Annotated in this window: 23 protein-coding genes and 1 tRNA gene; 11 read left to right on the top strand and 13 right to left on the bottom strand. The window is 60.5% G+C overall.

Annotated elements, in window-relative coordinates:
• Together AA105894_RS07550 and rfaE1 are read right to left on the bottom strand one after the other, a co-directional pair.
• Positions 1 to 1,040 (bottom strand): AGE family epimerase/isomerase (locus tag AA105894_RS07550; RefSeq protein WP_267311181.1); only part of this gene is annotated, 1,040 nt, incomplete at its 3' end.
• A 45-nt stretch (positions 1,041 to 1,085) separates the two neighbouring features.
• Positions 1,086 to 2,519 carry a D-glycero-beta-D-manno-heptose-7-phosphate kinase gene (gene rfaE1 / locus AA105894_RS07545; RefSeq protein WP_188427406.1) on the bottom strand — a complete coding sequence of 478 codons (1,434 nt, stop codon included), beginning with the start codon at positions 2,517 to 2,519 and terminating at the stop codon, positions 1,086 to 1,088.
• Positions 2,520 to 2,772: 253 nt separating this feature from the next.
• On the opposite strand from rfaE1, the gene AA105894_RS07540 reads away from it, so the two are divergent.
• From AA105894_RS07540 to AA105894_RS07515, 6 genes are all read left to right on the top strand, one after another.
• Positions 2,773 to 3,954: a S1C family serine protease gene (locus tag AA105894_RS07540; protein WP_188427407.1), complete on the top strand. Its 1,182-nt coding sequence runs from the start codon at positions 2,773 to 2,775 to the stop codon at positions 3,952 to 3,954.
• Between the two features lie 121 nt (positions 3,955 to 4,075).
• The gene (locus AA105894_RS07535; protein ID WP_025842033.1) at positions 4,076 to 4,756 is read left to right on the top strand and encodes a winged helix-turn-helix domain-containing protein; all 681 of its coding nucleotides are present in this window, start codon (positions 4,076 to 4,078) and stop codon (positions 4,754 to 4,756) included.
• An 18-nt stretch (positions 4,757 to 4,774) separates the two neighbouring features.
• Positions 4,775 to 6,187 (top strand): HAMP domain-containing sensor histidine kinase, encoded by a 1,413-nt coding sequence (locus AA105894_RS07530; RefSeq protein ID WP_267311180.1) that lies wholly within the window; start codon positions 4,775 to 4,777, stop codon positions 6,185 to 6,187.
• A gap of 86 nt (positions 6,188 to 6,273) precedes the next feature.
• Positions 6,274 to 6,603: a hypothetical protein gene (locus AA105894_RS07525; RefSeq protein WP_267311179.1), complete on the top strand. Its 330-nt coding sequence runs from the start codon at positions 6,274 to 6,276 to the stop codon at positions 6,601 to 6,603.
• A gap of 119 nt (positions 6,604 to 6,722) precedes the next feature.
• A complete protein-coding gene (gene ydiJ, locus AA105894_RS07520; RefSeq protein WP_267311178.1) occupies positions 6,723 to 9,785 on the top strand; it encodes a D-2-hydroxyglutarate dehydrogenase YdiJ in 3,063 nt (1,020 codons plus the stop codon).
• A 176-nt stretch (positions 9,786 to 9,961) separates the two neighbouring features.
• A complete protein-coding gene (locus tag AA105894_RS07515; RefSeq protein WP_267311177.1) occupies positions 9,962 to 12,157 on the top strand; it encodes a TonB-dependent siderophore receptor in 2,196 nt (731 codons plus the stop codon).
• Positions 12,158 to 12,192: 35 nt separating this feature from the next.
• On the opposite strand, the gene AA105894_RS07510 is transcribed toward AA105894_RS07515, so the two are convergent.
• Both AA105894_RS07510 and hrpB read right to left on the bottom strand, forming a co-directional pair.
• Entirely contained in the window at positions 12,193 to 13,626 is a 1,434-nt protein-coding gene (locus AA105894_RS07510) for a sugar porter family MFS transporter (protein WP_267311176.1), read from the bottom strand.
• A 210-nt stretch (positions 13,627 to 13,836) separates the two neighbouring features.
• A complete protein-coding gene (gene hrpB / locus AA105894_RS07505; protein WP_267311175.1) occupies positions 13,837 to 16,365 on the bottom strand; it encodes an ATP-dependent helicase HrpB in 2,529 nt (842 codons plus the stop codon).
• Position 16,366: 1 nt separating this feature from the next.
• On the opposite strand from hrpB, the gene AA105894_RS07500 reads away from it, so the two are divergent.
• Positions 16,367 to 18,526 (top strand): protein-disulfide reductase DsbD family protein, encoded by a 2,160-nt coding sequence (locus AA105894_RS07500; RefSeq protein ID WP_267311174.1) that lies wholly within the window; start codon positions 16,367 to 16,369, stop codon positions 18,524 to 18,526.
• A gap of 99 nt (positions 18,527 to 18,625) precedes the next feature.
• A complete protein-coding gene (locus tag AA105894_RS07495; protein WP_267311173.1) occupies positions 18,626 to 18,997 on the top strand; it encodes a hypothetical protein in 372 nt (123 codons plus the stop codon).
• Between the two features lie 37 nt (positions 18,998 to 19,034).
• On the opposite strand, the gene AA105894_RS07490 is transcribed toward AA105894_RS07495, so the two are convergent.
• Positions 19,035 to 19,238: a hypothetical protein gene (locus AA105894_RS07490; RefSeq protein WP_267311172.1), complete on the bottom strand. Its 204-nt coding sequence runs from the start codon at positions 19,236 to 19,238 to the stop codon at positions 19,035 to 19,037.
• 110 nt (positions 19,239 to 19,348) lie between these two features.
• Positions 19,349 to 20,287, bottom strand: a complete 939-nt coding sequence (locus tag AA105894_RS07485; RefSeq protein ID WP_267311171.1) for an AraC family transcriptional regulator — start codon at positions 20,285 to 20,287, stop codon at positions 19,349 to 19,351.
• Between the two features lie 132 nt (positions 20,288 to 20,419).
• Between AA105894_RS07485 and AA105894_RS07480 the strand changes: the two genes are divergently transcribed.
• The 3 genes from AA105894_RS07480 (at position 20,420) to AA105894_RS07470 (ending at position 22,003) form a co-directional block, all read left to right on the top strand.
• A complete protein-coding gene (locus tag AA105894_RS07480; RefSeq protein WP_267311170.1) occupies positions 20,420 to 20,647 on the top strand; it encodes a hypothetical protein in 228 nt (75 codons plus the stop codon).
• Between the two features lie 92 nt (positions 20,648 to 20,739).
• Positions 20,740 to 21,471, top strand: a complete 732-nt coding sequence (locus tag AA105894_RS07475; RefSeq protein WP_267311169.1) for an SDR family NAD(P)-dependent oxidoreductase — start codon at positions 20,740 to 20,742, stop codon at positions 21,469 to 21,471.
• Positions 21,472 to 21,610: 139 nt separating this feature from the next.
• Positions 21,611 to 22,003 carry a DUF805 domain-containing protein gene (locus AA105894_RS07470; RefSeq protein ID WP_267311168.1) on the top strand — a complete coding sequence of 131 codons (393 nt, stop codon included), beginning with the start codon at positions 21,611 to 21,613 and terminating at the stop codon, positions 22,001 to 22,003.
• 122 nt (positions 22,004 to 22,125) lie between these two features.
• On the opposite strand, the gene AA105894_RS07465 is transcribed toward AA105894_RS07470, so the two are convergent.
• The 7 genes from AA105894_RS07465 to hisG form a co-directional block, all read right to left on the bottom strand.
• A tRNA-Phe gene (locus tag AA105894_RS07465) sits at positions 22,126 to 22,201 on the bottom strand.
• 28 nt (positions 22,202 to 22,229) lie between these two features.
• On the bottom strand, positions 22,230 to 22,415 hold the full coding sequence (locus tag AA105894_RS07460) for a DNA gyrase inhibitor YacG (protein WP_188427424.1): 186 nt from the start codon (positions 22,413 to 22,415) through the stop codon (positions 22,230 to 22,232).
• Entirely contained in the window at positions 22,412 to 23,488 is a 1,077-nt protein-coding gene (locus tag AA105894_RS07455; RefSeq protein WP_267311167.1) for a ribonuclease E/G, read from the bottom strand. The genes AA105894_RS07460 and AA105894_RS07455 overlap by 4 nt, the downstream gene beginning before the upstream one ends.
• Positions 23,485 to 24,093 (bottom strand): Maf family protein, encoded by a 609-nt coding sequence (locus tag AA105894_RS07450; RefSeq protein WP_267311166.1) that lies wholly within the window; start codon positions 24,091 to 24,093, stop codon positions 23,485 to 23,487. Before AA105894_RS07450 ends, AA105894_RS07455 begins: the two co-directional genes overlap by 4 nt.
• Before the next feature lie 10 nt (positions 24,094 to 24,103).
• A complete protein-coding gene (infA, locus tag AA105894_RS07445; RefSeq protein WP_023979930.1) occupies positions 24,104 to 24,322 on the bottom strand; it encodes a translation initiation factor IF-1 in 219 nt (72 codons plus the stop codon).
• 145 nt (positions 24,323 to 24,467) lie between these two features.
• Positions 24,468 to 25,775: a histidinol dehydrogenase gene (gene hisD, locus AA105894_RS07440; protein WP_267311165.1), complete on the bottom strand. Its 1,308-nt coding sequence runs from the start codon at positions 25,773 to 25,775 to the stop codon at positions 24,468 to 24,470.
• Positions 25,772 to 26,095 (bottom strand): ATP phosphoribosyltransferase (gene hisG / locus AA105894_RS07435; protein WP_267311164.1); only part of this gene is annotated, 324 nt, incomplete at its 5' end. The genes hisD and hisG, both read right to left, overlap by 4 nt.

Below are 26,095 nucleotides of genomic sequence, written 5' to 3'. Positions count from 1 at the left end.
AGAGGGGCAAACTGCTCCAGAAAGGAAGCAGCAAAAAGCACCGCTTTTGCCGCGTTTTCCGGTGTCTGCTTGCCCGTATGAAGCAGGCGCAGAAGCTCAGTCTGCGCCCAGATACGCGCGGAACGTTCCAGAATGACATGGGTATCCGTGATGCTGTCCAGCACGACGCACCGGGCATGATCGCAGCCGGAAGCAAAGCCTGCGTCGAACAGCTTGCCTGAGCTTCGGGCCAGAGATTCGGCTTCATCGCCTGTGCACTCAGCGAGGCGAGAATAGTCTCTCAGCAGCCACGACCATTCGAAGAGGTGCCCCGGCTGGACCTGATTTTCGCCAAAGCTTTTAAGCGGGTGCCAGTCAGGGCCGAAGAACTCAAGCAGCAGCCCGCTGCGCGGATCGATGAGCCGTGTTCTTGCCAGTTCGACCAGTGCTTTTGCGCGCTCAAGATAGAAGCTGTCGCCGGTTGCCTCAAAAACAACGAGATAGGCTTCGAGCAGGTGCATATGAGGGTTCTGGCTGCGCAAGACTCCCTCATCGGGCACGGCGTCGACATAACCGCCATTGGACGCAGCAAAGATCAGATCGATTTCTTCGGCGATGATCCGTGCCATGACCCGGTCTTCGGGGCGGTTGGCGTAGCGTATGGCCCAGCCATAGGCGAAGAGAATGAAGGCATGGGCGTAGAGATCGCGCTTTGTCTGCGCAGGACGATCTGTCGAGGCTATCGAAAAGACCCAGCCGGGTTGACCATCGGCACGATGATAGAGGCGCTGCACGGTATCAAGACAGTTCAGCGCCTGAGCGCCCGCCTCGTGAACACCGTCGAGTGCGGCCCGGCAGAAGGTAGAGATCTGCCTTGCCTGCACCATCAGACGCAGAGCCGGCATCGATACCGGGCGTGAGGCCCAGTCCAGGCGTTCGTGATAGAGGCCGCGTTCGTCATCGAAGCCCGCCTGGCTCCACAAGGGCAGGGCCTGACCGAAAAGCCAGCTGCGCCAGCGCGCCTTTGTTTCGGGGGTTTTGTCTTCGATCTCGCGCGTCATGTCACCCAGATTTCAAACGTGTCCTGCGAGCGTTGCGCCCGTGCCTTAATCGGCTTTCATTTTCCTGACGATCGAGGTCGTCGAGCGACCAGATACCAGATCGGCCAGCACGACGCGACCACCATAAGATTTGACGACATCCCCACCCACGACCTGATCTTCCGTATAATCAGCGCCTTTGACCAGAATATCGGGTTTCAGGGCAGCGATCGTTTCATAGGGCGTGTCTTCGTCGAAAATCACTACGAGATCGACATCGCGCAAAGCCCCCATGACAGTAGCCCGTGCCTGTTCATCCTGCAGCGGTCGCTCCATTCCCTTGAGCCGTCGCACAGAGGCATCGCTGTTCAGTGCCACGATGAGTTTGTCGCCCTCACGCGCGGCAGAACGGATCAGGGCGATATGGCCGGGGTGAAGCAGGTCGAAACAGCCATTGGTGAAGACGATGCGCGCGCCATGCTGGCGCCAGGCGGCAACAATGCCCTGAGCCTCGGCGAGAGATGCGATCACCCCGTCCTTCTCGATTTTCGACTTGAGCGCTGCGCTCAGCTCTGCGCGAGAGACAGTGGCCGTGCCGAGCTTGCCCACGACGATCGAGGCCGCATTCGTGGCGATGACCATCGCAGTCTGCAGATCGGCTTTTGCCGAGATCATGGCTGCGATGGTTGCCACGACCGTGTCACCCGCGCCGGAAACATCGAAGACTTCCGATTTCGGCACATGGGCGTGGGTCATGCGCCCGCTGCGCTCGAGAAGCGTCATGCCCTCTTCCGAACGGGTGACCAGAACATCGCCACCGAACTGCTCCTGCGCGGCGAGCGCCGCGAAGTGGATCTCGGTATCGCTGCCGACCGGCAGCCCGGTCGCGGAAGAGAGCTCCTTGCGATTGGGCGTGATGAGTTGCGCGCCCTTATAGGCTGAAAGGTCCTTTCGTTTGGGATCGACCACAACAGGGATGCCGCGCAGATTGGCTGCCTGAATGACTGCCTGCAGCACCTCGTCGCTCAGCACGCCTTTCGCATAATCCGAGCAGACGATGACATCTGCCGTGTCGAGCGCATTCAGGGCTGCTGCGATGAGTTTCTCCTGAACGATGGGCGCGACGACAGTGGAGGGCTCGTCGTCGATACGCACGATTTGCTGGCGACCGCTCAGGACCCGCGTCTTGGTGATGGTCACCCAGTCTGCATCGTCAACCAGATGATCGAGAGAGATGCGGCTCTGCTGTGCCAGGGCCTGCCGCAACTCATGCGCAGAGGCGTCCTGCCCCACGAGCCCGACCAGACTGACGGTGCAGCCCAGGGCCGCGGCATTCATGGCAACATTGCAGGCCCCACCGGGCACAGTGCTGTGCTTGGCGCGCAGCAGGACAGGAACGGGCGCCTCAGGTGAAATGCGGTCGACAGAACCGTGAATATAACAATCGAGCAGAAGATCGCCGATGATCAGGACGCGGCCGAAAGTAAAATCGTTAATCATCTGTCGTCCTTGATAGATCGCGTTCTGCAAGCGTCAGGGGCAGAAGGGCGCGCTTTTCGCGTGGTACGTCCTTCTCGTCCTGCCAAAGCCTTGCAGGAATGACAATCCTTCCTCTTCGACCCGGCAGAGCGGGGCCTGTTTTGTAGCATGAGAACGAAGAGGGAAAAGAGGCGGCGATGAGAGATGGAATCATTTCATTTCTGCGCTATCGTGTCGCCATGACCCCCGATCCTACCCCGCTTGTGGTTTCCTGATGCGCGCAGTTCTTGCTCTCGCTGTCCTTGCCGGGTTTGGCGTCTCGCAGGCCTATGCCCTGCCGTCTTTCCTCGAAAAATTTCTGCCGCATCCGCCGCCGCAGCCGAGCCATCCTGTCATTCCGGCTGTGCCACCGGCCAGTGCCGTGCAGATTCCGGCTCAGGCAGCCGTTCCCGACGGTACGCCCGCCCTGCCGCCCGTCCTTGTGCAGTCCGGTCCACTGTCGTTTGCGCCGCTGGTACAACGCGTGATTCCGGCTGTGGTGAATATCGCCATTACCCAGATCAGTTCAGAGGGCGGCGGCAAGGTGCCCGCCCAGATCAAGGGCACACCGCTCGAGAAACGCTATCGCGAGAAGATGCAGCGCCATCAGGAAGAAATCCTGGGTGCCGGGTCAGGTTTCATCGTCGATCCATCGGGCATTATCGTTACCAATGATCACGTCGTGGGTGACGCCGATAATGTCACGGTCTCGCTCTCGAACGGACAGGAACTGCCAGCGAAGCTGATCGGGGTGGATGCCCTGACCGATATCGCGGTCATCAAGGTCGAATCGCCCAAGCCGCTTCCCTATGTGACGTGGGGTGACAGCCACAAGGTGAATGTGGGCGACTGGATTCTGGTAGCGGGCAATCCTTTCGGCTTCGGCTCTTCGGTCAGTGCAGGCATCGTTTCGGCACGCGGGCGCGATCTTGGGGCCGGGTCGCTCGACGATTTCCTGCAACTCGATGCCCCGATCAATCCGGGCAATTCGGGTGGGCCAGCCTTCAACATGCGTGGGCAGGTAGTGGCTGTGAATGCCGCCATGGTTTCACCTGCGGGTGGATCGGTGGGAATCGGTTTTGGCATTCCGTCCGAGATCGTGGCGCCGATTGTCGATGAGATACGGCGCACGGGTCATGTCGATCATGGCTGGCTTGGGGTCACGCTCGATGACGGCGACGGTTCGGTCGTGCTGGTGGATGTCGATCGCAACGGCCCCGCGCAGAAGGGCGGCTTGATGAAAGGCGACAAGATCACCGCGATCAATAATGCGCCAGTCGAGAATGGGCGGGCTCTGCTGAGGATTGTGGCCGCCGGCAAACCCGGGAATGCCGTTACATTCACGGTAATTCGCAAGGGCAAGACGAGCACTGTCACGCTTCCTATCGGAAAACGACCGGCAGATGCCGATGAATGAACATAGAAGCGCTTCTTCGCCCTTTCTTCCGGGGCGTAACTGAAAGATAATAAGGTCACTGTAAATTGAGGGCGGTACCACGTATCTTCGCGAGAGCCGTCTTCAAAACCAAGGACTGACCATGCGTATTCTGCTTGTCGAGGATGATCCAACCGTCAGGAGCTTCATAGTGAAGGGCCTGAAGGAAACCGGGCACCTTGTTGAGGAAGCCGATAACGGGAAAGATGGTCTGTTTCTTGCCGTCAGCGAGAATTTCGACATCGTGATTCTCGACCGCATGCTTCCCGGCGGCATTGACGGTCTGCGTATTCTCGAAACGCTGCGTGCGCAGAATAACGCGACACCTGTCCTGCTTCTCTCGGCTCTGGCCGATGTCGATGAGCGTGTTGCCGGCCTCAAGGCGGGTGGCGACGACTACATGACCAAGCCATTCGCCTTCTCCGAGCTTCTGGCGCGTGTTGAGGCTCTTGCCCGTCGTGGCAGCGCCGAGCAGGCACCGCAGACCAAGCTGACCGTCGCCGATCTGGAAATGGATCTGCTGTCGCGTACGGTCAAACGTGGTGACGAGAAGATCGATCTTCAGCCACGCGAATTCCGCCTGCTGGAATTCCTGATGCGCCATGCCGGTCAGGTAGTCACCCGCACGATGCTTCTGGAGCGGGTGTGGGACTATCATTTCGACCCGCAGACGAATGTGATCGACGTTCATGTCTCGCGTCTGCGCCAGAAAGTTGACAAGCCCTTCGAAACCGCGCTGATCCATACGATCCGCAATGCAGGCTATATCCTGCGCGCCAATTAAGCAGGGTTTGCCGGTTTCATGAGGTTCAGCCTGTCGCGCTTTCCCATACTTCGTTTGTGGTGGAAGCGCGCCTGGCGCTTCCGCTCGGCCGGGCTTGGTTTCTCACTGGGCTACGGGCTGGTCTTTGCCCTCTCGGCCACGCTGTTCCTTACCTTTCTCTGGTGGCACACGATCGGCGCGCTTGAGCGCGAGGTCGGTCAGGCGGTCGACGCCGATGCGCATGGGCTGGCCGAACGCTGGATGCAGGGCGGGCTGTCGAGCCTGCAACGCGCCATTCAGGACCGACTCGATCAGGACGTCGAGGATCAGGATCTCTATCTGCTGATCACGCCGGGCGGCCAGCGTCTGGCCGGTAACATGCCCTCATGGCCCGATGCCGTTCAGCGTGCCGATCGTTTCTACACACTCAAGATCAGCCGGGCGGGGAACACGACCTCTGCGGCGATGCATGCCTATGTGTTGCCCGACGGTCTGCAATTGCTGGTCGGTCGTGACATCAGGGGGCGGGACATCCTGCGCCGTGTTTTGACCGAGACCTTTATCTGGTCATGGCTCATGGTCACGGCACTGGCGGTCGGTGGCGCCTGGGTGGTGCGGGGTATCTTCAGCCGTATCCTGAGTTCCATCGCGCGCACGACTACAGCTCTGGCCAATGGCGATATGCGTCAGCGCATGCCGCTTGTGGGCAATGACGTCGATCTGGTGGCTCATTCCATCAACCGCATGCTCGACCGCATTTCAAAGCTCATGGAAGGGGTCAAGCAGGTCTCGAATTCCATCGCCCATGACCTGCGCACACCGATCACCCGTGCCCGCAACAGGCTGGAAGATGCAGCGCTTCATGCGCGCTCCACCGAAGAGATGCATGACGCTATCTATCGCGCCGTGGCAGACCTCGACCATGTGACCGCTGTTTTCGATGCGCTCATGCGTATCGCCCAGATCGAGGCAGGCGCGCGCCGCGCGGCATTCGAGACGACCGATCTCATTGCGCCGCTTCACGATATCGCAGAGCTTTACGAAGCGACTGCAGAGGATGCCGGGCTGCAGATTGCACTCGACCTCCCCCAGCGCCTGTTCTTTCACGGCGATGCCCGCCTCATTCAGCAGGCCGTGGCAAACATGATCGACAACGCCATCAAGTTCTCGCCTTCCGGAACGACCGTTACCCTGCGTGGCAGCGTGTCGACCAATCTGGTGCGCATCAGCGTGACCGATGAGGGGCCGGGCATGTCTGCGGAAGATCTGGCCCGTGCCTCGGAGCGGTTCTTTCGTGCTGACCAGGCGCGCAACACACCCGGTGCCGGGCTTGGGCTGTCGCTCGTTCAGGCAGTGGCTCAGCTTCATGGCGGCAGTCTGGCGCTCGAACCGCTCCAGCGTGGTTTGCGTGTGGTGCTGAGTCTGCCTGTCGACGAAAACGCGCTGGCCTGAGCATCCTGTCCGGAATCTGACCACTTAACCAAGTCTTCATGCATCGCCCATCGTGATGCAATATGGACCTGATCAGTATCAATTATATGACCCAGACTGCCTTTGCGCTTTTTTGCCTGACCTGCACCCTTGGCATGCCTGGCCTGGCCAAGGCAGGAACCGGCACACATCCGGCTGTTACGCCTGCGCGTACCGAAACCGCGCCAATGGCCGTTACCAGCGATACGCTGGATTATTGCAAGACGCTGGCGCGCAAGGTTCACCGCACATTGCGGCAATCGGTGACGACGCCAGCGCCCGTCGTCAATCAGGTCATGTATCTCGAACATGAAGGCGAGGCGCTCTGCGCCCACGGCCATTTACGTTCCGGAATCGCGCAGGAACGGCGCGCCCTTGTGGCACTCATACGTTCCTGAAGCGCGACGTCCCTTTCGTCTCTCTATCGTTCATCGCCGGTTCGGAGTAATTCAGGGACGCGCGCCGTCCGGCATTGCCGGAGGATCTCTGGCGCACCATTGACGATGGATGACCGGCCATGACCATGATCGCTGTTCTTGACAGATTGCCTGGCACGTCAGGGCAGCATGCCGCTTTTCTGGAGGCGCTGCGCAATGCCGGATTTGTCGGCGAGATCGAGACCGATCACGATACGCGCCTTGTTCATGCCACCGATAATTCGATCTATCAGCGTTATCCGCAGGCGGTCGTCTTTCCGAAACACCAGGTCGATCTCGTCTGTCTGGCGCGTCTGGCCGGTCAGGATGCATGGCGCGATGTCGTGGTGGCGCCTCGCGGCGGTGGCACGGGTACCAATGGTCAGTCCCTGACCGACGGGATTGTGGTCGATCTTTCCCGGCATATGAACCGTATTCTCGAGATCAATGTTGAAGAAAAATGGGTACGTGTCGAACCGGGTGTGGTGAAAGACCAGCTGAACGCTGCCATCGCCCCATACGGCCTGTTTTTCGCGCCCGAACTCTCGACATCGAACCGTGCCACGATCGGTGGCATGATCAGCACCGATGCCAGCGGGCAGGGGAGCTGCACCTACGGCAAGACACGCGACCATGTTCTGGCGCTGTCGACCGTGCTTCTCGGTGGCGAGACGCTTCATACTCAAAAGCTTGATGAAGCTGCATTGAAGGCGCAGCGCCATGGTACGAGCCATGTAGCACGCATTCATGACTGCGTTGCCAGTATCCACGAGCGGGAGAAGGAAACGATCGAGCATGTTTTCCCAAAGCTCAATCGCTGTCTGACCGGCTATGATCTGCGCCATCTGCGCGACGCAGAGGGGCGTTTCGATCTCACCTCTCTGATTTGCGGGTCAGAGGGTACGCTCGGGTTCCTGGCTGAAGCAAAGCTCAATCTGCTCGCCATTCCGAAACACAGCATTCTGGTCAATATCCGCTATGGCAGCTTCATGGAGGCGCTGCGCGATGCGCGCGCGTTGATCGGCCTCAGGCCTTTGTCGATCGAGACGATCGATTCAAAGGTGCTGGGTCTGGCCATGCAGGATTTCGTCTGGAATTCGGTCGAGAGCTATTTTCCCGAAGATAAGGCAGGCCCGGCCAGGGGGCTCAATCTGGTCGAATTCGCCGGGCATGACGAGGCCGTGCTGCGCGAGAAAGTGGACGCGTTTCTGGATCATCTGAGGCAGGACAGGACGGTGCCCCGTCGTGGCCATACGCTGGCCGAGGGGCGCAAGGCCGTCTCGCAGGTCTATGCCATGCGCAAGCGCGCCGTGGGCCTGCTGGGTAATGTGCAGGGCGAAGCCCGCCCTCAGCCTTTCGTTGAGGATACGGCGGTGCCGCCGGAGAAACTGGCCGATTTCATTGCCGAATTTCGTGCCCTGCTCGATGGCTACGGGCTCGATTACGGCATGTTCGGCCATGTCGATGCCGGTGTCCTGCATGTGCGCCCGCTTCTGAACATGCGCGACCCCAAGGATGCGGCACGCATCCGCCCTCTGAGCGATGCGGTTCAGGCTCTCACACGCCGTTATGGAGGGCTGCTCTGGGGGGAACACGGCAAAGGGGTGCGCTCGGAATATGTGCCTGAGATATTCGGGCCGCTTTATCCATGTCTTCAGCAGATCAAGGCCGTTTTCGACCCGTATAACCAGCTCAACCCCGGCAAGATTGCTGCCCCTGCGGCGTCGGCGCGCCCGCTTCTGCGCGTGGATAACGTGCCTTTGCGCGGTGTGCAGGACGCGCAGATCCCTGATCCGGTCTGGAAGGGGTTTGGCACCGCCATGCATTGCAACGGCAATGGCGCATGTTTCAATTACGATCAGGACGACCCGATGTGCCCGTCCTGGAAGGCCACACGCGACCGTCGTTTCTCACCCAAGGGGCGCGCATCGCTTCTGCGCGAATGGCTGCGTCTTCAGGCCGGGGCAGGGACAGACGTGGCGGCGCTCGAGGCCACGCGCCCGCCGCTGAAACAGCGTATCGGCGCCATGCTGCGGCGCCGTGCAGCGGCTCCACGCGATTTCTCCCATCAGCTCTACGACAGTCTTGCGACGTGCCTTGCGTGCAAATCCTGCACCAGCCAGTGCCCGGTCAAGGTGGATGTGCCCGATTTCAGGGCGCGTTTTCTCAATCTGTACCATCAGCGTTATGCGCGTCCTTTACGCGATTATCTGGTGGGCATGATTGAATATGCCCTGCCGCTCATGGCCCGTATCGCGCCGCTCTATAATGCCGGAACGCGGCTTTCTGTGGTTCAGGCACTCGGGAAGCGTTTTTTCGGTCTTGTGGACATGCCGTCTATGCAGGGCGCAAAACTGGCCGAGACCTGCACGCGCTGGGGCGTGGAGCCGGCGCGCCCTGAGCGGCTGGCGTCTCTTTCGGCAGAGGAGAAGGCCCGTAGCGTCATAGTGATGCCTGACCTGTTTACGCGCCATTTCGAGACGCCCCTTGTCTGCGCGCTGATCGAGCTGGCTTCGCGATGCGGCTATCAGGTCTATCTTGCCGAGAGTCTGGCATGTGGCAAACCGCTGCATGTGCACGGGTTTCTGGGGATGTTTGCCAGCCAGGCCAGACGCAACGCATCCTGGCTGCGCGGGATCGGCGCATCCGGCGTTGCTATTGTCGGGCTCGACCCGGCCATGACGCTCGTCTACCGGCAGGAATACCGCAAGATTGCTAGCATCGAGACCCTGCCCACGGTGCTGCTGCCACAGGAGTTTCTGCTCAAGGCTCTGCCGGGGCAGGAGGCGTCGACTACCTCTGCGGAAGTGGGCTCTGGCACGCAGCATGTCTTTCTTGGCCATTGCACTGAAAAGACTGCCCTTGCCGGATCAGGCAGTGACTGGCAGGCCCTGTTCGCCCGCGTCGGGCTCACCCTGCAGCTTGAAAAGACAGGCTGCTGCGGTATGTCAGGCACCTTCGGCCATGAGGCGCGTAATGTCGAAACCTCGCGCGTCATTTTCGAGCAATCCTGGGGTGCGCATCTCGACCGGCGAGGCGAGCAGCGCTTTCTGGCCAGCGGCTATTCCTGCCGCAGCCAGGTGAAGCGTTTCAGGGGGCAGAGGCTCGACCACCCCCTTGTGGTGTTACTGGAAAGACTTCGAAGCGAGCCCCTCATATCCTGACGGTTGGCGCGCCCCGATCTGACGAAAACGTGACATAATCACCACAATTTTTCCTGTCCGGTCAGTCAGCCACAACGGTCGATTGACAGCAGGGAGCTGAATTTTTATCGACCCGGATGCAAATGAGAAACGTTCTCATTTGTAACAACTACTCATCGTATTATTCCGGGAAAAATATGTCCGCCACGCATCGTGCTGCCTTCTGTCTGTCTGCGCTTGTCTCATTTCCCTTGTCCGGGGCCGTTTTCCATCCGGCTTCGGCTGCAGAACAGAAACCGAAAGCCCCTGCAACGCGTGCCCAGAATACCCAGTCGCCAAAAAAGCCAGCAACGAAACAGAAGGCGGCTGTTCATGAGACGATCCGTGTTTCGGCCAAGCGCGGCGGGTTTCTTCCTGCGTCAGCGAGCAGCGCGACCAAGACCTCAACGCCGCTTGAACTCACACCGCAGAACATCACAGTCATCACGCAGGAGCGAATGAGCGTGCTTAATGCGCGCAGTCTTTCCGAGGCGGTGCGCTATGCGGCAGGTGTGTCAGATTACGGATCGAAGGATGACCCTCGCGGCTATTTCGGGACTATTCGCGGCTTCACGCCGGATATCTATCTCGATGGCACGCGTACGCCCGATGCCAGCACTTCCCAGAGCTTCAGCATCGAGCCCTGGGGGCTGGAAGAAATGGATGTGCTGCGTGGCGCGTCATCGGCGCTCTATGGTTCGGGCCAGTTGGGAGGCATCATCAATGCCGTCAGCAAGCGGCCTCATCTGGATCAGGTGAATGAAATCGATTTCCAGACAGGCTCGTATGGGCGGGTGCAGGGCGCGGTGGATGTTGGTGGCGCCCTCAACAGCCGCAAGACGCTTCTCTGGCGTTTCAACGGTTTGATCCGCAAATCCGATACCTATGCGAAGAATATCAAGAATAACGAGATCTATGTCGCACCGTCGCTGAGCTGGCATCCGGACGACAAGACGGTCGCAACTCTGCTGACCAGCTTCGAACAGCTCGATGCCGGATCGACAGCCCAGTTTCTGCCTGCGCGTGGCACGGTCCTGCCGTCGAAATGGGGGCAGATCGCCCGCAATTTCCTGAGCAGCGACGCTGATTACGACGTTTACTCCAAGCGTCAGGTGGCGGTGGGCTATAATCTGGTGCGCCATATCCTGCCCAACTGGACCATCACGCAGAACATGCGTTACGCGCATCTCGATGTGCTTTACCGCTTTGTCACCACCTCGTCGCTCTCAGCTGACCAGCAGAGCATAAACCGTACGGCGCTGAATCAGCAGGGCAATTATAATAACGTCACGCTCGATACGCGCTCCGACGTCGTTTTTCATACCGGCCCGATTCACCATGAAATCCTGACCGGCGTTGATTTTCGCAGTGATTTTCTTGCCAATCGTCGCGGGCAGCGTGCGGCGCCTGCGCTCAATCTCTATGCGCCGGTTTATCGCGCCATCACCTGGCCGAGCTATGCCACCAACACGAGCACCAACGAGACCGAAACCGATACGGGCATCTATGCTCAGGAACAGGCAAACTGGCAGCGCTGGTATCTCACCCTTTCGGGCCGTGGCGATTTTACCGAGAGCATGACGGTCAACAATCTGACCGGGGGGCGTACGCCGCAGAACAATAATGCTTTCACCGGGCGTGTCGGGCTGGTCTACCAATCGGCTATCGGGCTGAACCCCTATGTTTCGTATGCGACCTCATTCCAGCCGCAGGTCGGCACGACATATTCCGGATCGGCTTTCGTGCCCACCACAGGCAAGCAGATCGAGGCCGGTGTGAAATACAAGCCCGTCACACCGTTGCGTGGCGTCGACAATTTCATGCTGACGGCCGATTTCTTCAATCTGGTGCAGGATAATGTTCTGACGGCAGACCCGAATAATACGTCCTTCAGCGTGCAGACGGGGCGACAGAGAACGCGCGGTTTCGAGTTCGAAGGGGTGGGTCGCCTGCCTTACAAGATCGATTTCATTGCGAGTTTCACCTATCAGGACCCGCGTGTTCTGAAGTCGAACACGGTGAGCCAGATCGGCCAGCGCCCAGTGGCCATTCCCTCGCATATGGCCTCGCTCTTTCTCAAGCGCGATGTTGCTTTCTCGGCGCTGTGGCAGGCCGGAATTGGGGCGGGCATGCGCTATACAGGCAATACGGCGGGGTCTATCCCCCTGACCTTCACAGTCCCCTCGCAGCTCGTTTGGGATCTTCAGGCCCATATCGACAGAGGACGCACGCGCATTCAGTTTAACGGGACCAATATCGCCAATCGCAAGTATGTTGCGATGTGCACACGCGATGTTGCCTGCGCCTGGGCCCCGGGTCGTGCCGTGTTCGTAACCCTGTCGCAGCGCTGGTAAGGCGCTGCGCTTCAGGGCTCTGCCAGACGGGCGGGTCAGGAGTGTGACAGGAAATCGCCCGTGTTCAGGCTGCGCTCGATATCCTCGAGCGAGCGGCCTTTGGTTTCGGGGATACAGCGGCGGATGAACAGCCAGGCGAAGGTTGTCAGTCCGGCGAAGAGGACGAACGTGCCCGAGACGCCCATGGTCTCGATGATCGAGAGGGTGATCATCGAGATCAGCAGGTCGAAAGACCAGTGTGACACCGTGACAAGACCCATCCCCTTGCCGCGCACCGAAAGCGGAAAGACTTCGGCCCCGACGAGCCAGAGAGAAGCATTGATGCTGCCCAGTGTGCAGAGCACATAGAGCAGCAGCCCGGCTACGGCCAGGCTCTTGCCGATGCCCTGTGGGTCGCCCCCGAAAAAGACGAAGGCGAGTACGATCAGCGCGAGAATGGAGCCGGGAAGAACGCGTAGCATGAGGCGACGGCGGCCCCAGTGATCGACCGCCCAGAAGCCGAAAATGGTAGCGACCGTAATGGTCACGCCGATGGCGATGGAAATCAGCAGGGCCGAGTTACGATCGAACCCGGCGCCAGCCAGTATCGTCGGGGCATAGGTCAGCACGGCATTGGTGCCCGTGACCTGACTGAACATCGCAAGCCCCGTTCCGGCAATGAGGGCCGGGCGCAGCCGTTTCGAGAAGAGCAGGCGCCAGCTGCCGCGCTGTCCGGCAGCATCGTGGATTTCGGCCATTTCGCCCTCCGGGTCTTCCTCCGGTCCACGCAGGCTGCGCAGAATGGCGAGGGCCTCGTCCTTGCGGCCTTTCGAGGCCAGAAAGCGGGGGCTTTCCGGCAGAAAGACCAGACCGATCAGCAGCATCAGTGCCGGTACCGCGCCCAGCAGAAACATCATGCGCCAGTCGCCACCCCGACTGAGCAGGCGAAGCAGCAGCGGGTTATCGCTCAGTGCCCAGCCGATGAGCGATGACACCAGAACGCCACCGACGATGGCGAGCTGAAACAGCAGCACCAGCCTGCCGCGCCGCGAGGCGGGAGCCAGTTCCGCGATATAGACAGGCACGATCTGGCTGGCACCGCCGACAGCAAGGCCCAGAATCACGCGCATGATGGTGAGTTCGGTTGGTGACATGGCCATGGCAGAACCAACCGAACCCAGCAGGAACAGGGCTCCTGCAAGCCCTACCAGAAGGCGTCTGCCCCAGCGGTCGGAGAGCGGACCTGCCCCCATGCATCCAAGCAGGGCGCCTGCGACCATACCGGCGGCGATGGCCTGCTTGCCAAAGGTATCAAGTGGAAAACTGTCACCCAGTGTCAGGAGGGCAGCCGAGATGATGCCTTGGTCATAGCCGAAAAGGACACCGGCCAACCCTGCCACACAGGAGGCGATAAACACCCGTCTCTGCCCTGTGGCTGACAGGGTGGGGGTAATGGTGGGGGTGGAAGGCAAGGGGGCGGCCAGAGTCATGGTCGTTTCTCATCCCGGTCGGAAAGCACGGTTCGGTTCCGAAAGGAGTGGGAGAGAAGCTTGCGATTCGAAAGACAAGTTTTCGTGCTGAAAGACGATCTCTGGCCTTCGCGCTGTGGAAACAAGCGCAAAGGCGGGAATTACGGCATGGGAAGAGCGAATATCACATATTGGTGTTGCGTTTCTCATTCCAATGTTTGACTCTGGTATTCATCGATCTGGTCGTCGTCTCGGCGGTGGTGGGCTCGCGAGAGCGGGGTTTTCAGGCCAGTCATGACGCGGGTAGCGGCCACGCATATCGCGACGCATATCCGGCCAGCCGGTCTGCCAGAAGGCAGCAATATCGGCGGTAATCGCCTGTGGTCTTCCGGCCGGTGACAGCAGTGCGAATTGCAGCTTCACCTTGCCATTGGCGATGCGCGGCGTTTCCTTTAGCCCATAGAAAGCCTGTGCCCGTGCCGAGATTGTGGGGACAGCTTCGCGATAATCGATCGAGGGTGAGGCGCCGGGCAGGCCGAGCGTGGTGGGCAATTCCTGATCGAGGCGCCTGAGCTGGGCATAATCGAGTCTCTGGCGCAGCAGTGACAGCAGATCGAGTGCCTGAATCTGCGAGAGCCTCGTCATGCCGTCCATATAGGGCAGGAGCCATTCCTCGAGAGTGGCCGCGAGGGTCTCATCATCGGCTGCGGGCAGGGTTTCATCGAGGTGAAGCCGCGCCAGAGCAAGACGTGCGCGGAATTGCTGGCAGGCCTCGCTCCAGTCAAGGCTGCCCGACAGATCGGCCCGGATCCGTGAAAGAAGCAGGCTTTGTATTTCTTCCGGATCGGCAGGGGCCGAGCGGTCACGCAGGACCAGCGTACCAAGACGCAGCCTCCTGCGGGCAATGACTCCACCTGTTGCAGTATCCAGTGCCGTTTCGACCTGCTCTTCTGTTCTGGCCAGCAGGGTAGGCGGCAGGGAATCGAGGTCCAGCGGCGCAGCCAGACAGATTTCGGTGGCGGTACGTGTATGCAGAGACGGGGCTACCAGAAGTTTTTCGCGAGCCAGCGGGTCGATGGCGCTCAGCCTTGCCGAGCCGCCGCCTGCCAGTCGGTAGCGCCCGGTTTCGCCTGCGGCCATGGCGACCCTGTCGGGAAAACCTGCGGCCAGAAGGGCTGCGGCACAGTGCGGGTCGGGGGGCAGGCGTTGGGAAAGGCCGAGCCGCCTCTGATAGCGTTGGCTCGACTGACGTATGCGCGCAAGGCTTGCCCTGTCAGCCGTCGGGTGGTGTTCCGCGCCCTCGATCAGCGCAAGACGCGACTGGATATCGGCCGGGGTGACTGGCGCGCGCTGACCCGGCACGGGTCGCGGGCGCAGCGGGTCGCGCTCTTCCAGAAGGGCGGCGAGGGCGGCGGCGGTGGCTTTCTCGGCAGGGGTGCGGGCTGCGCACATCATGGCGGCCAGACGTGGCTGCGCGCCCAGACGCGCCATGGCCGCGCCGAGCGGCGTGACCCTGCCTGCCTTGTTCAGCCCACCGAGGGTTTGCAGCAGGGCGATGGCAGCCTGTCTCGCACCTGTGGGCGGGGCGTCGAGCAGGGGCAGGGCGTCGGGCGCCGTGCCCATGATTTCCTGCCACGAGGCCGCATCGAGGCAATGCCCGGCCAGATCGCTGCTCAGGATTTCGGGCAGGTCATGCTGGATCATGGCGCGGCCGGTGGCTTCGGTCCAGAGCCGCAGGGCGATACCCGGTGCCTCACGCCCTGCGCGCCCTGCGCGCTGCGTGGCCGTGGCGCGAGAGATTCGCAATGTCTCGAGACGCGACAGCCCCGAGCCCACATCGAGACGTGGCTCGCGCCGAAAACCGCCATCGACCACCAGACGCACACCAGGCACGGTGAGCGAGGTTTCGGCAATGGAGGTCGCCAGCACAACCTTGCGTCTGTCGGAGGGTTTGAGAGCCAGATCCTGCTCGCGTGTATCAAGCTCGCCATAGAGCGGGAGGATCAGCGCATCCAGCCCGGCGAGGGCTGCCGCGCACCGTCTGATCTCGGCAACCCCTGGCAGGAAGGCGAGCAGATCGCCTTCTTCCTCTGCCATCAGGCCACGAATGTTTTTGGCCATGACGTCAGGCAATTCGCGCAGGGCCGTCAGATCGCGCTTGGCATGGCGGATATCGAGCGGAAAGGCGCGGCCCTCACTCTCGACAAGAGCGCCATCGAGCAGGGTCGTGAACGCCCGTCCGTCTGTCGTGGCCGACATGGCGACAAGGCGCAGTTCGGGCCGTAGCGTGCGTTGCAGATCGAGTGCGAAGGCCAGAGCCGTATCGAGATCGAGAGAGCGTTCGTGCACCTCGTCGAACAGAATGGCGGCCACATTGTCCAGAAGCGGGTCAGTCAGCAGGCGACGCAGCAAAAGCCCTTCCGTCACCACCTCAATGCGGGTGGCCGCGCTGACGGCCGAGTCCGTGCGTGTGCGATAGCCAATTGTTCTGCCGGTTTCCTCACCCAGCAGCGACGCCATGCGATGGGCGGCGCCACGCACAGCCACGCGGCGTGGCTCGACCACCAGCAATCGGCCGTCTTCGCGCCAGGGGGCTTGTAAAAGATGAAGCGGCACCAAAGTCGTCTTGCCTGCGCCAGGCGGCGCAACCAGTACCGCATTGCGGCCGGAGGCCAGTACGTCCTGCAATTCGGGCAGGGCGGCCGAGACAGGAAGAACGGGAAGCGAAATGAGATTGGCGGGCAATACGGGACCGGTCATAATGACCTCTATGGCGCGTCCTTGGGGCGGTCGGCAATTCTCTTCCAACGATGCGATCGGTCTGATGCTGCGCAAGCTGTCTTTTCTTGTCCTGTCTCTCCCTGTGTTCCTGTTTGCCCTGGGCAACGCACCTGCTTCTGCCGCAGAGAGCCAGCCTGTCATTTCCTCTCATGACAATGCCACACTGGTAACCGATCGCGATGCGGTCGCCGCCGGCGACACCCTGCATGTCGGTTTGCGTCTGCAGCTCAAACCCGGCTGGCATACCTACTGGCTCAATGCCGGTGATGCCGGTGAGCCGCCAACGCTCAAGGTGACGGCGAGCGGCGCCATGACGGGACAGAGCGAGACGATCAATTTCCCGACGCCTGTCCGTATCAGCGAAGGCGGGCTGATGTCCTACGCCTATACGGGCGATGTGCTTCTGCCCCAGGCGCTGAAGCTCGAAGGGCAGGCAGGGGGCGTTACGCTCAAGGCTCACGCTGAATGGCTGGTCTGCGCGGCCACCTGTGTGCCCGAACAGGGTGATTTCACCCTTGATTTGCCTGCTGGCAAGGTTGCGGCGAACAGCTCTGCCGAAGGGCCATTATTCGTTCATGCAGCTCAGGCCAGTCCTGTGCCATCGCCCTTTGCGGCCTCCCTCGCGCCGGATGGCCTGCTGAGCCTTAGTGGCAAGGGGCTTTCTCCGGCCAGCATCGACAGGGCGTGGTTCATGCCCTCCGAGACCGGAATCATCGATCAGGTTGCGGCGCAGAAGCTGGGCGTGAGCGAGGGCGGCTTGACCCTCAAACTCAACTGGATTGACGCAGCGCACAAGCCGACGGTTCTGTCCGGGATCGTCGTGCTTCAGGACAAGGCCGGTCAGCAGACGGCGCTCTGGATCAAGACCAGCCAGATGGCAGCGGCACAATCCGCTCCCGCAGGGCCAGCTCCGGCCGAGGCGGCGTTGTGGCGTATGCTTGTTTTCGCGTTTCTGGGTGGGCTCATTCTCAATCTGATGCCCTGCGTTTTCCCCGTTCTGGCCATGAAGGCGTTCTCGCTCGCCCGTCTGGGGGGTAGTCATCGCCATGAGCAGATCAGGAGTGCTCTGGCCTATACGACCGGGGTGATGGGCAGCTTCGCCGCTCTGGGCGTGGCCATGATCGTGCTGCGCAGTGTCGGCTCCGCCGCCGGTTGGGGTTTTCAGTTCCAGTCACCGATTTTCGTGATCGGCGTCGCCTGGCTGCTGGTCATGATGGCGCTCAATCTTCTGGGTGTTTTCGAGGTGACGCTGGGGCGTATCGGTCAGGATGTGACGCCGCGTCATGGTGTCTGGGGTGACATGCTGACGGGGCTTCTGGCCGTGATCGTGGCGACGCCCTGCACGGCGCCTTTCATGGGGGCCGCCATTGCGGCGGCGCTGGGCGGACCGGCCTGGGCAGGGCTCGCGCTGTTTCTGGCCATGGGGTTCGGTCTGGCCTCGCCCTATGTTGCGATTGCCACCATTCCTTTCCTCGCAAGGCATATGCCTAAACCGGGTGCCTGGATGGCGGTGCTGAAGCAGGCTCTGGCCTTCCCGCTTCTTGGCACGGCTGTCTGGCTGTTCTGGGTGGCCTGCGTGCAGCGTGGGGCGATGATCCTGCCTGTGGGGCTTGGTGGCGCGGTAGGGCTGGGGCTTGTGGCCTGGCTATTCGGCACGACCCAGCGTCAGGCCATGATCAAGGGCGCCACACCGGCTGTGGTTTTTGGTCGTGTTGTGGCTGTGGTGGTTCTGGTTCTCGCCGGGATCAGCCTGGCGCGCATCGATAACGGTGTTGCCGCCAATGCGCCTGTCGATGCAAAGGCCGAGACGGGCGTCGTGGCGTATTCGCCCGAGCGCCTTGCCGCGCTGCGTGATGAGGGCAAGCCGGTTTTCATCGACATGACGGCGGCGTGGTGCATCACCTGCATGGTCAATGAGCGCGTGGCCCTTCAATCTGCGCCTGTGCAGAAAGCCTTCGAGGCTCAGGGCATGACCTATATGAAGGGTGACTGGACCAATCGCGATGAATCCATCAGTGCCTTTCTGCGGGCGCATGGGCGCGATGGCGTGCCCCTTTACGTCTATTACGCTCCCCATAAGGAGGGCGTCGTCCTGCCGCAGATCCTGACCGTTTCAGGTGTACTCGACGCGATCAAGTAAAGCAGCAGTTCTCACGCAGAACTGTCCGGCCTGGGTGCTGACCTGCTCGTCTCTTCCGATTAAAGGAGGGAGCTGACGAGCAGGAAGGGCGTAATCGACATGATAAGAAAAACACGATCGCTTTCGAAGCTGCTCGATATCGCGATTCTGATCATCCTGTTCTATATTCTCGTACGCTATACAATTATGGCGCTCGTTCTGGCGTTCAATGGCACAATCTATCTCTATGGCCTGTTATGGCATGAGATCTCTTTTCAGCCTGCGTCGAGATATCTCGAGATCAACTATGGCGTTGCAGTCAAGCTGCTTTGGCGAGACTTTTTTGGCATGTCCTGTCTAGTGCTGATTTGCCTGCTGCTTTTCAGACGCTGTTTTGTAGGGGACACTTTCTCGCTCAGACGACTGATTGGTTCGAAAAAAGCCAGAGTTGCAAAAGCCCCACATGATAACCTCCCGGACGCGCAGGACTGAGTTTCTTTTCCTGCGGTCGGTCTGCCTCAGCAGCAGGTCAGAGGTGCGAGGCGCCCATACCTGAGCCCATATACATATGGCCGTGAGGCTTGTGGTCTGAGGGCGGGGCGTCTTTCGAGGGCGCGCTGCCAGTCGAGGCTACAGGGCGTAGCAGGGCGGCGCGGCTGTCATCCTGCGGAGGGTGCGGATGCGAACAGGCGGTCAGGGTCAGAATCACGCCGTAAAGGGACAGAACACGCATAACGATACCTCGGTCTTTTTCCGATCAGCCTGCGCTCAAAACACGAATCAGCCAAGAAGCGGGGGCGAATGATCGTGTAACGCAATGCATCGTGACGGGGAGCGGGCGTTTCAGATCCAGACATCCTCGTTCAGTTCCCGATAGCGCTCCACACCGATGGTGCGAATGCGTTTGACGTCCTGATGCGGGGGCAGGCCGAAAATCGTCTTGTATTCCCGGGTGAACTGCGAGGGGCTTTCATAACCCACGGCAAATCCGGCATCGGCGGCTAGTCTGTCTTCGCTCAGCATCAGGCGGCGTGCTTCCTGCAGGCGGAGGCGTTTGCGATATTGCACAGGCGAGATGCCCGTAACCTCCTGAAACTTGCGGTAGAAGGTCGACTGGCTCATTCCGGCAAGGCGCGGCAGATGCGCCATGTCAGTCTCTTCCATGAAATGCGCACGTAGAAATGCCAGAGCGCGGTTGATGCGCGAGGCATCGCTTTTCTGATCGGCGATTTCGTGCAGCACATGGCGCTGGTCGCCTTGCAGTGCCCGATAGATCATTTCGCGCTTGAGCATGGGCGCAAGAAACTCCCGGTCCTGCTCGTGATCGAGGGCGTGGAGCAGACGGCGCAGCACGTCCAGCAGATCAGGAGTAACCGGGCTCAGGCCCAGGCTGGCGCGCAGCGGTGTTTTCAGCCCTGGATCGGCATGGGTCTGCGTGATGATCTCGGCAATTTCAGCGGGCTCGAAGGCAATGCAGGCGGCGAGATAGGGCTCATCAGGCGAGGCGCGGGTGATGCGGCCTGACAGCGGAAGATCGACTGTCGCGACCAGATAGTGATTCTGGTCGTAATCGAAGCTGCGTTTGTGGATGCGTATGGTCTTGGCACCCTGGATGATCAGGTAGATGCGCGGCTGATAGACCACAAGGAGCGGGTCAGTGGTCGTGTCGGAGTGATAGAGCGTCAGATAGTCGATAGCGGTCTTCGTGCTCTTGCGCGGGCAGTGAAGACGAACGAGCGCCTGAACCTCTCTGAGTTGCGCAGTCGTATCCTGTTTCATCATAGCCCAATCATCACATCATGGGAAAAAAAGGCAAGTTTTTCGGAATCCTGAGATAACGCAGGCGGCTCGTGTCTGCGCATTCTGCGCCTGTCCGAAAGGGACAGGTGTTTTACCCCCGAACAGGAGCCAGTCATGCAGAACCATATCCCCGCACCCCGCACCGGCAATGTCGCACAGACGTACCGGACTACGGCGTTCCGGAAGGATATCCGGCTTCTGTATCGTGCCTGGCGTGAGCAGATCAGCAGGCTCGAGCGACGCCAGATCCGCCTGTCTGCAACCCAGAAACGAGAGATGCTCAGGGATTTCTGCCGCAATGTCAGGGCTCTGGATCGCTCCTGTCGTCTGTTGCAGGCCTGAGCGATGCTCGAATTCATCCTGGTGACGGATGCTCTCAGATATCTCGGGCTGAACGCCTTTCTTGCCATTTTTCAGAACAGGGAAACAAAGTGATGACTGCAAAAATTGCTATCGTGACCGGTGCCAGCCGCGGCATCGGCGCTGGTATTGCCCGCCAGCTGGCCAGCGAAGGCTATGATATTGCTTTCTCCTATCCGCGTGATGCAGCCAGTGCGCAGGATACGATCAGGCAAGTCGAGGCGCTTGGTCGTCGTGTTCTGGCCGTGAATGCCGATGGCAGCACGGTTGAGGGGAATGAGAAGGTCATTGCGGAAACAATTCGCGTTTTTGGTCGTCTCGATGTGCTGGTGTGCAATGCAGGCATGTATCCCAAGGGCACGATTGACGACATCACGCCCGAAATCATCGAAGCCGGGCTCAATCTCAATGTGCGTGGCCCGATGATCGAAACGATGTGTGCCGTCAAGCATATGCAGCGCGGTGGTCGTATCGTTCTCATGGGCTCGTCCTTCGGTGGACGTGCGCCACTACCGGGTCTGTCGCTCTATTCCAGCACCAAGGCGGCGCTGCGCGGCTTTGCCCAGGGCGTGGCGCGCGATCTCGGCGATCGTGGCATCACCATCAATGTTGTCGAGCCGGGACCTGTGAATACCGCCATGAATCCGTCGGATACTGAAGCCGCAAAAGTACTCGCTGGCTTTGTTGCGACCGGCGCCTATGGCGAGATTGCGGACATCGTCAATGTCGTGTCGTTCCTGGTTAATGAGCGGTCAAGCTATATTACCGGATCTGCCCTCGCGGTCGATGGCGGTCTGCTGGCCTGAGTTGAGCAGGCTCTTCCTGGCTCATATTGGAGGGCGGGAAGAGCTTCTTATTGTCGCATAACGTTATCGTGTAATGGTGCTGTTCCAATTCTCTCTTTCTGCCTTAAGAAGCGAAATAGACTGAATAAGGAACAAGAATATGGACGCTGTATTGATGGGACTGAAACAGGCATTTCAGTTTCAGGGACGTACTTCCAGAGCCGATTACGCGATCTTTATCATTGCCTGCTGGTTGTTTATGCCTGCCTGTGCACGCGTTTCTGATTTTGCTACGCATCTCCTGGATGATCAGGGTGCTCACACTCAGATCATCCAGCTCGGCCTGACAGCCGTCTATTTGCTCATCAGTCTTTTTGTTCTGATAGCAACGATCTCTGCCAGTATTAGACGCTGCCATGATTGCGGTTGGTCTGGCTGGGCAGCGCTCCTTTTGCTCATTCCCTTTATTGGCATCGCGGTCCTTTTTTTCATGAAAGGTGACCCGGATGAGAACCGCTTCGGGAAAGTTGGTTTCATGCCCTGGGCGAACTGAGCGACGACCGTTTTCTCGACAGAGCACGTTCCAGATCCATACGATCTGGAATGTCAAAATGCGTCTACCTGCAGGATATCTTGCACCTGACAGAAGCGGGAACAAATTTTTCAGGAAGAAAATGGTGCCCAAGACCGGGATCGAACCAGTGACACTGCGATTTTCAGTCGCATGCTCTACCAACTGAGCTACTTGGGCACCGTCACCAAACGGTGTGAAAGGGGGTTTACTCTAACCCGTCATGCTGATCAAGCGGGGGGAAGACGTTTTTTTCCTCTTCGTCTTCCGACACGGATGGCACGCTGTAACTCTCATTGAACCAGCGTCCCAGATCGATATCGGCACAACGCTTGCTGCAGAACGGGCGAAACGCCGTCTCGGTGGGGCGCTTGCAGATGGGGCAGAGGCTCATGGTGCAAAACTCCAATAGGCATCCGGGTAATCGGGCATCATCGTAAGGGTCAGTGGGGCGCCCCAGCATAGCGCAAACTGCGCCAGCGCCTCCGGATCGGCCTCCAGAGCCCGCACGACGCCCAGAGAAGCGCGCAGCACCGGGGTGCCACCAGCTCTCCTGTCGCTTCTGTCACGCAGGATCTGCCTCAGCGCCGAGAGGCCGCGCCCGCCGGGACTAGCAAGTGCTTCATGCAAAGGTGCGCGCCCCCTGACACGCACGACTTCCAGCAAGCCGAGCGAAGTGGCGCCGAGCATCTTGGGTTGCATCGGGTCCTCTGCGAAGGCAGCGGCCAGAAAGCTCCCAAGCGCCGGTCGCTTGCGAAGAGGAACCCCTGCCGGGTCGATCAGAATGGCCCCGCTCAGATTGCGCAGAAATATCTCACGCGCCAAAGCCGGGAAGGCGTTGCGATTGGCAGTAAAGCCATCCATCTGGCGGCGCTGGTCTGGAGAGGGATCATCCAGATCGATCGCCGTCAGGGCCGGGGTCGGGGTGATGGTGGCGCGCAGCCCGTTCGGCAGCGTGGCCTGTGGCGTCGCAAGCTCATCGCAGCAGGCCTCAAGCACGGCGTCGAAAGCCTGGGGAACACGTTCGATACGTGGCTTCAGTGCTGCCGGGATCTGCGCCATGAGCGCGGGATCGTCACAGCACAGAGCAAGATCGGGATAGCGGGCGGCAATGTCTTCAAGTGGCGTCGGGCCATGCGCGACAAGTCGGGGGGTGTCGCCCTCAGGCGCCTTGACGGAAACGGGCTTGAGGCGCAGCCCCTTGCCGTTCTGGGCGCTGCGCGTCACACGAGCGGCAGTCAGAGAGCCTTCCTGATGGGTGCCAGTCAGAAAGCCTGTGCTGTGATCGGCCAGAGTGACAAACGCGCCACCAAGCGCGGGGGCGGCTTTCTGCACCCTGACCAGATGCGTGTCGCCATAGCCATCGGGCATGCCGGGGCGCCAGAGGGCGAAATCGATCAGGTCATCGCCATCGCAAACGGCAATGCGTGCCTCGCCCGGTGACCAGGCGATACGGCACTCTTTCATGCCAGAAAGCGGAAGGACTGGCCGCGCAGCATCTGGGCGGTTTCGAAAAGGGGCAGGCCGATCACGGCGGAGGGGCTACCCCCGACATAGCGTATGACCGAGGCTGCCGCGCCCTGAAGCGCATAGCCACCTGCCTTGCCCTGCCAGTCGCCCTGATCGAGCAGGGCGGTAATCTGGCCTTCGGTCAGGCGGGAGAACGTCACGTCGGTTTCGACCAGACGTTCCACAATGCGTCCTTCTGCCCAGGCGGCACTCGGCATGACGCAGACTGCGGTCAGCACGGTATGGCGCCGCCCCGAGAGCAGGCGCAGGCAGCGTTCTGCCGTCGCGCGATCTTCGGCTTTGGGCAGGATGCGCCGACCCACTGCAACGAGTGTGTCAGCGGCAAGGATCAGGCCTGGCCCTGTCGTGCGGGCGGCAACCGCTTCGGCTTTGGCGCGGGCCAGACGGGCCACGCACAGGCGTGGTGTCTCGTTCTGGCGCGGCGATTCATCCAGATCGGCAGCGTCGATGCGGTCGGGGACGAGACCGATCTGGCGGAGAAGATCGACCCGCCGGGGCGATGCCGAGGCGAGGATCAGCTCCGGCCTTGTGCCGTCCGTCATGAAAACGCTCTTACTTGAAGCGGAAGGTGATGCGGCCCTTGGACAGGTCGTACGGCGTCATTTCAACATTGACGCGGTCACCGGCCAGAACGCGGATACGGTTCTTGCGCATCTTGCCGCTGGTATGGGCGAGAATGGTGTGTTCGTTGTCGAGGGTCACGCGGAACATGGCATTGGGGAGCAGCTCGGTAACGGTGCCGCTGAATTCGATCATGTCTTCTTTTGACATTGGGGTCCTTATGGGGATTGAAGCTGAAACAGGCCAGAAAAAGGGGCTGTGCCAGCCCCGACAGTAAAAATTCTGCCGCGTATGTGCTGGCTGCAGGCCGTTACGTCAAGTTTCTTGGTTATTTGCCGGGGTGAAAAAGGCCCTATCAGCCCTGATTCCACCCAAGCGCGTCGAGTCGGGCCGAAAGGCTGAGCGCATGAGCCCCCAACCCTTCGGCGCGGGCAAGCGCAACACCGGCAGGGCCGACCGCGCGCAAGCCATTGGCATCGGCGGCAATGGATGTCGTGCGCTTGAGGAAGTCGAAAACCGACAGACCCGAGGCAAAACGCGCCGTGCGGCTGGTCGGCAGCACATGGTTCGGGCCGCCCACATAATCGCCTACAGCCTCGGGGCAGTTGCGCCCGAGGAACATGGCGCCTGCATGGCGGATCTGCGTTGCAAACCCTTCCGGGTCGTCAAGCATCACTTCCAGATGTTCGGACGCAAAGCGATTGGCGATCTGCGCGGCCTCGGCCCAGTCGCGCACGATCACCACCGCGCCGTGATCGGCCCATGATTTACCGGCTATGGCGGCGCGCGGCAGGGTCTGGAGTTCGTTTCCGAGCGCCTCGACTACGGTCTGGGCGAAGGCGGCATCATCGGTGATCAGTACAGCCTGGGCAAGTTCGTCATGTTCGGCCTGGGCCAGCAGATCGAGCGCGACAAAGCGCGGCTCGTTGCGGTTATCGGCGACGATGACTACTTCGGAAGGGCCTGCAATCGAGTCGATGCCGACATGGCCGAAGACCTGACGCTTGGCCTCTGCCACATAGGCATTGCCCGGCCCGACGATACGATCGACCGGCGGTATGGTAGCGGTGCCGTAAGCGAGCGCAGCCACGGCCTGAGCCCCGCCGATACGATAGATCTCGCTCACCCCGCAGACACGGGCTGCCGCAAGCACCAGCGGGTTGAGCACGCCATCGGGGCAGGGCACGCACATGGCGATGCGCTCGACACCGGCCACACGGGCGGGCAGGGCATTCATCAGAACAGATGAAGGATAGGCGGCCTTGCCGCCGGGCACGTAGAGCCCGACCGCATCAAGCGATGTCCAGCGCATGCCAAGCGTCAGACCGGCATCATCCGTATAGGAGAGGTCAGACGGCATCTGTGCCCGATGAAAGGACTCGATGCGCGTGGCGGCGAGGGTCAGTGCCTCCATCAGTTCCGCATCCACCTTGTCCGCCTCCTGGGCGATCTCGGCTTCGGAAATACGGATGGTTTCCGGCGTGATGGCCAGCCGGTCAAAGCGCGCGGTGTAATCGCAAAGTGCCGTGTCGCCCTGGGCGCGTATGGCGGCGATAATGTCGCGAACCGGGGTGCTGACGCTGGTCTCGACCGCGCTGCGATCGGCCAGAAGACTGCTGAGGCGGGTCTCGAAATCCGTGTCGCTGCTCTGGAGCCATTTCATGCGGCATTCTCCTGCAGGGCGTTGCGAAAGCGCTCGATCAGGGCACGAATGGCATCGGGTCGGGTCTTCAGGGCAACGCGATTGACGATGAGGCGGCTCGTGACATGGGCGATGACATCGGTCTCGCGCAGACCATTGGCCTTGAGTGTCGAGCCGGTATCGACCAGATCGACAATGACGCTTGCCATATCGAGTGTCGGCGCCAGCTCCATCGCGCCATGCAGATGCACGATCTCGGCATTGACGCCTTTGGCGGCAAAATGGCGGCGTGTGATGGTGGGATATTTGGTCGCCACCCGGATATGCGAGCTGGCGGCATT

This window comes from Asaia spathodeae NBRC 105894, from assembly GCF_025994195.1.
GTDB classification, from domain to species: Bacteria; Pseudomonadota; Alphaproteobacteria; order Acetobacterales; family Acetobacteraceae; genus Asaia; species Asaia siamensis.
The sequence above is the reverse complement of the archived record's forward strand: the minus strand, read 5'-3'. Positions and strand labels throughout refer to the sequence as shown.

Bases quoted from the DNA above. Each gene is read 5' to 3' on its own strand.
- AA105894_RS07535 (WP_025842033.1), top strand. From the start codon at position 4,076: ATGCGTATTCTGCTTGTCGAGGATGATCCAACCGTCAGGAGCTTCATA.
- AA105894_RS07460 (WP_188427424.1), bottom strand. From the start codon at position 22,415: ATGAGCCTCTGCCCCATCTGCAAGCGCCCCACCGAGACGGCGTTTCGC.
- hrpB (WP_267311175.1), bottom strand. From the start codon at position 16,365: ATGACCGGTCCCGTATTGCCCGCCAATCTCATTTCGCTTCCCGTTCTT.
- AA105894_RS07450 (WP_267311166.1), bottom strand. From the start codon at position 24,093: ATGACGGACGGCACAAGGCCGGAGCTGATCCTCGCCTCGGCATCGCCC.
- AA105894_RS07530 (WP_267311180.1), top strand. From the start codon at position 4,775: ATGAGGTTCAGCCTGTCGCGCTTTCCCATACTTCGTTTGTGGTGGAAG.
- AA105894_RS07480 (WP_267311170.1), top strand. From the start codon at position 20,420: ATGCAGAACCATATCCCCGCACCCCGCACCGGCAATGTCGCACAGACG.
- hisD (WP_267311165.1), bottom strand. From the start codon at position 25,775: ATGAAATGGCTCCAGAGCAGCGACACGGATTTCGAGACCCGCCTCAGC.
- AA105894_RS07500 (WP_267311174.1), top strand. From the start codon at position 16,367: ATGACCTCTATGGCGCGTCCTTGGGGCGGTCGGCAATTCTCTTCCAAC.
- AA105894_RS07515 (WP_267311177.1), top strand. From the start codon at position 9,962: ATGTCCGCCACGCATCGTGCTGCCTTCTGTCTGTCTGCGCTTGTCTCA.
- AA105894_RS07470 (WP_267311168.1), top strand. From the start codon at position 21,611: ATGGACGCTGTATTGATGGGACTGAAACAGGCATTTCAGTTTCAGGGA.
- AA105894_RS07485 (WP_267311171.1), bottom strand. From the start codon at position 20,287: ATGATGAAACAGGATACGACTGCGCAACTCAGAGAGGTTCAGGCGCTC.
- infA (WP_023979930.1), bottom strand. From the start codon at position 24,322: ATGTCAAAAGAAGACATGATCGAATTCAGCGGCACCGTTACCGAGCTG.
- AA105894_RS07495 (WP_267311173.1), top strand. From the start codon at position 18,626: ATGATAAGAAAAACACGATCGCTTTCGAAGCTGCTCGATATCGCGATT.
- AA105894_RS07455 (WP_267311167.1), bottom strand. From the start codon at position 23,488: ATGAAAGAGTGCCGTATCGCCTGGTCACCGGGCGAGGCACGCATTGCC.
- AA105894_RS07525 (WP_267311179.1), top strand. From the start codon at position 6,274: ATGACCCAGACTGCCTTTGCGCTTTTTTGCCTGACCTGCACCCTTGGC.
- ydiJ (WP_267311178.1), top strand. From the start codon at position 6,723: ATGACCATGATCGCTGTTCTTGACAGATTGCCTGGCACGTCAGGGCAG.
- rfaE1 (WP_188427406.1), bottom strand. From the start codon at position 2,519: ATGATTAACGATTTTACTTTCGGCCGCGTCCTGATCATCGGCGATCTT.
- AA105894_RS07490 (WP_267311172.1), bottom strand. From the start codon at position 19,238: ATGCGTGTTCTGTCCCTTTACGGCGTGATTCTGACCCTGACCGCCTGT.
- AA105894_RS07510 (WP_267311176.1), bottom strand. From the start codon at position 13,626: ATGACTCTGGCCGCCCCCTTGCCTTCCACCCCCACCATTACCCCCACC.
- AA105894_RS07540 (WP_188427407.1), top strand. From the start codon at position 2,773: ATGCGCGCAGTTCTTGCTCTCGCTGTCCTTGCCGGGTTTGGCGTCTCG.
- AA105894_RS07475 (WP_267311169.1), top strand. From the start codon at position 20,740: ATGACTGCAAAAATTGCTATCGTGACCGGTGCCAGCCGCGGCATCGGC.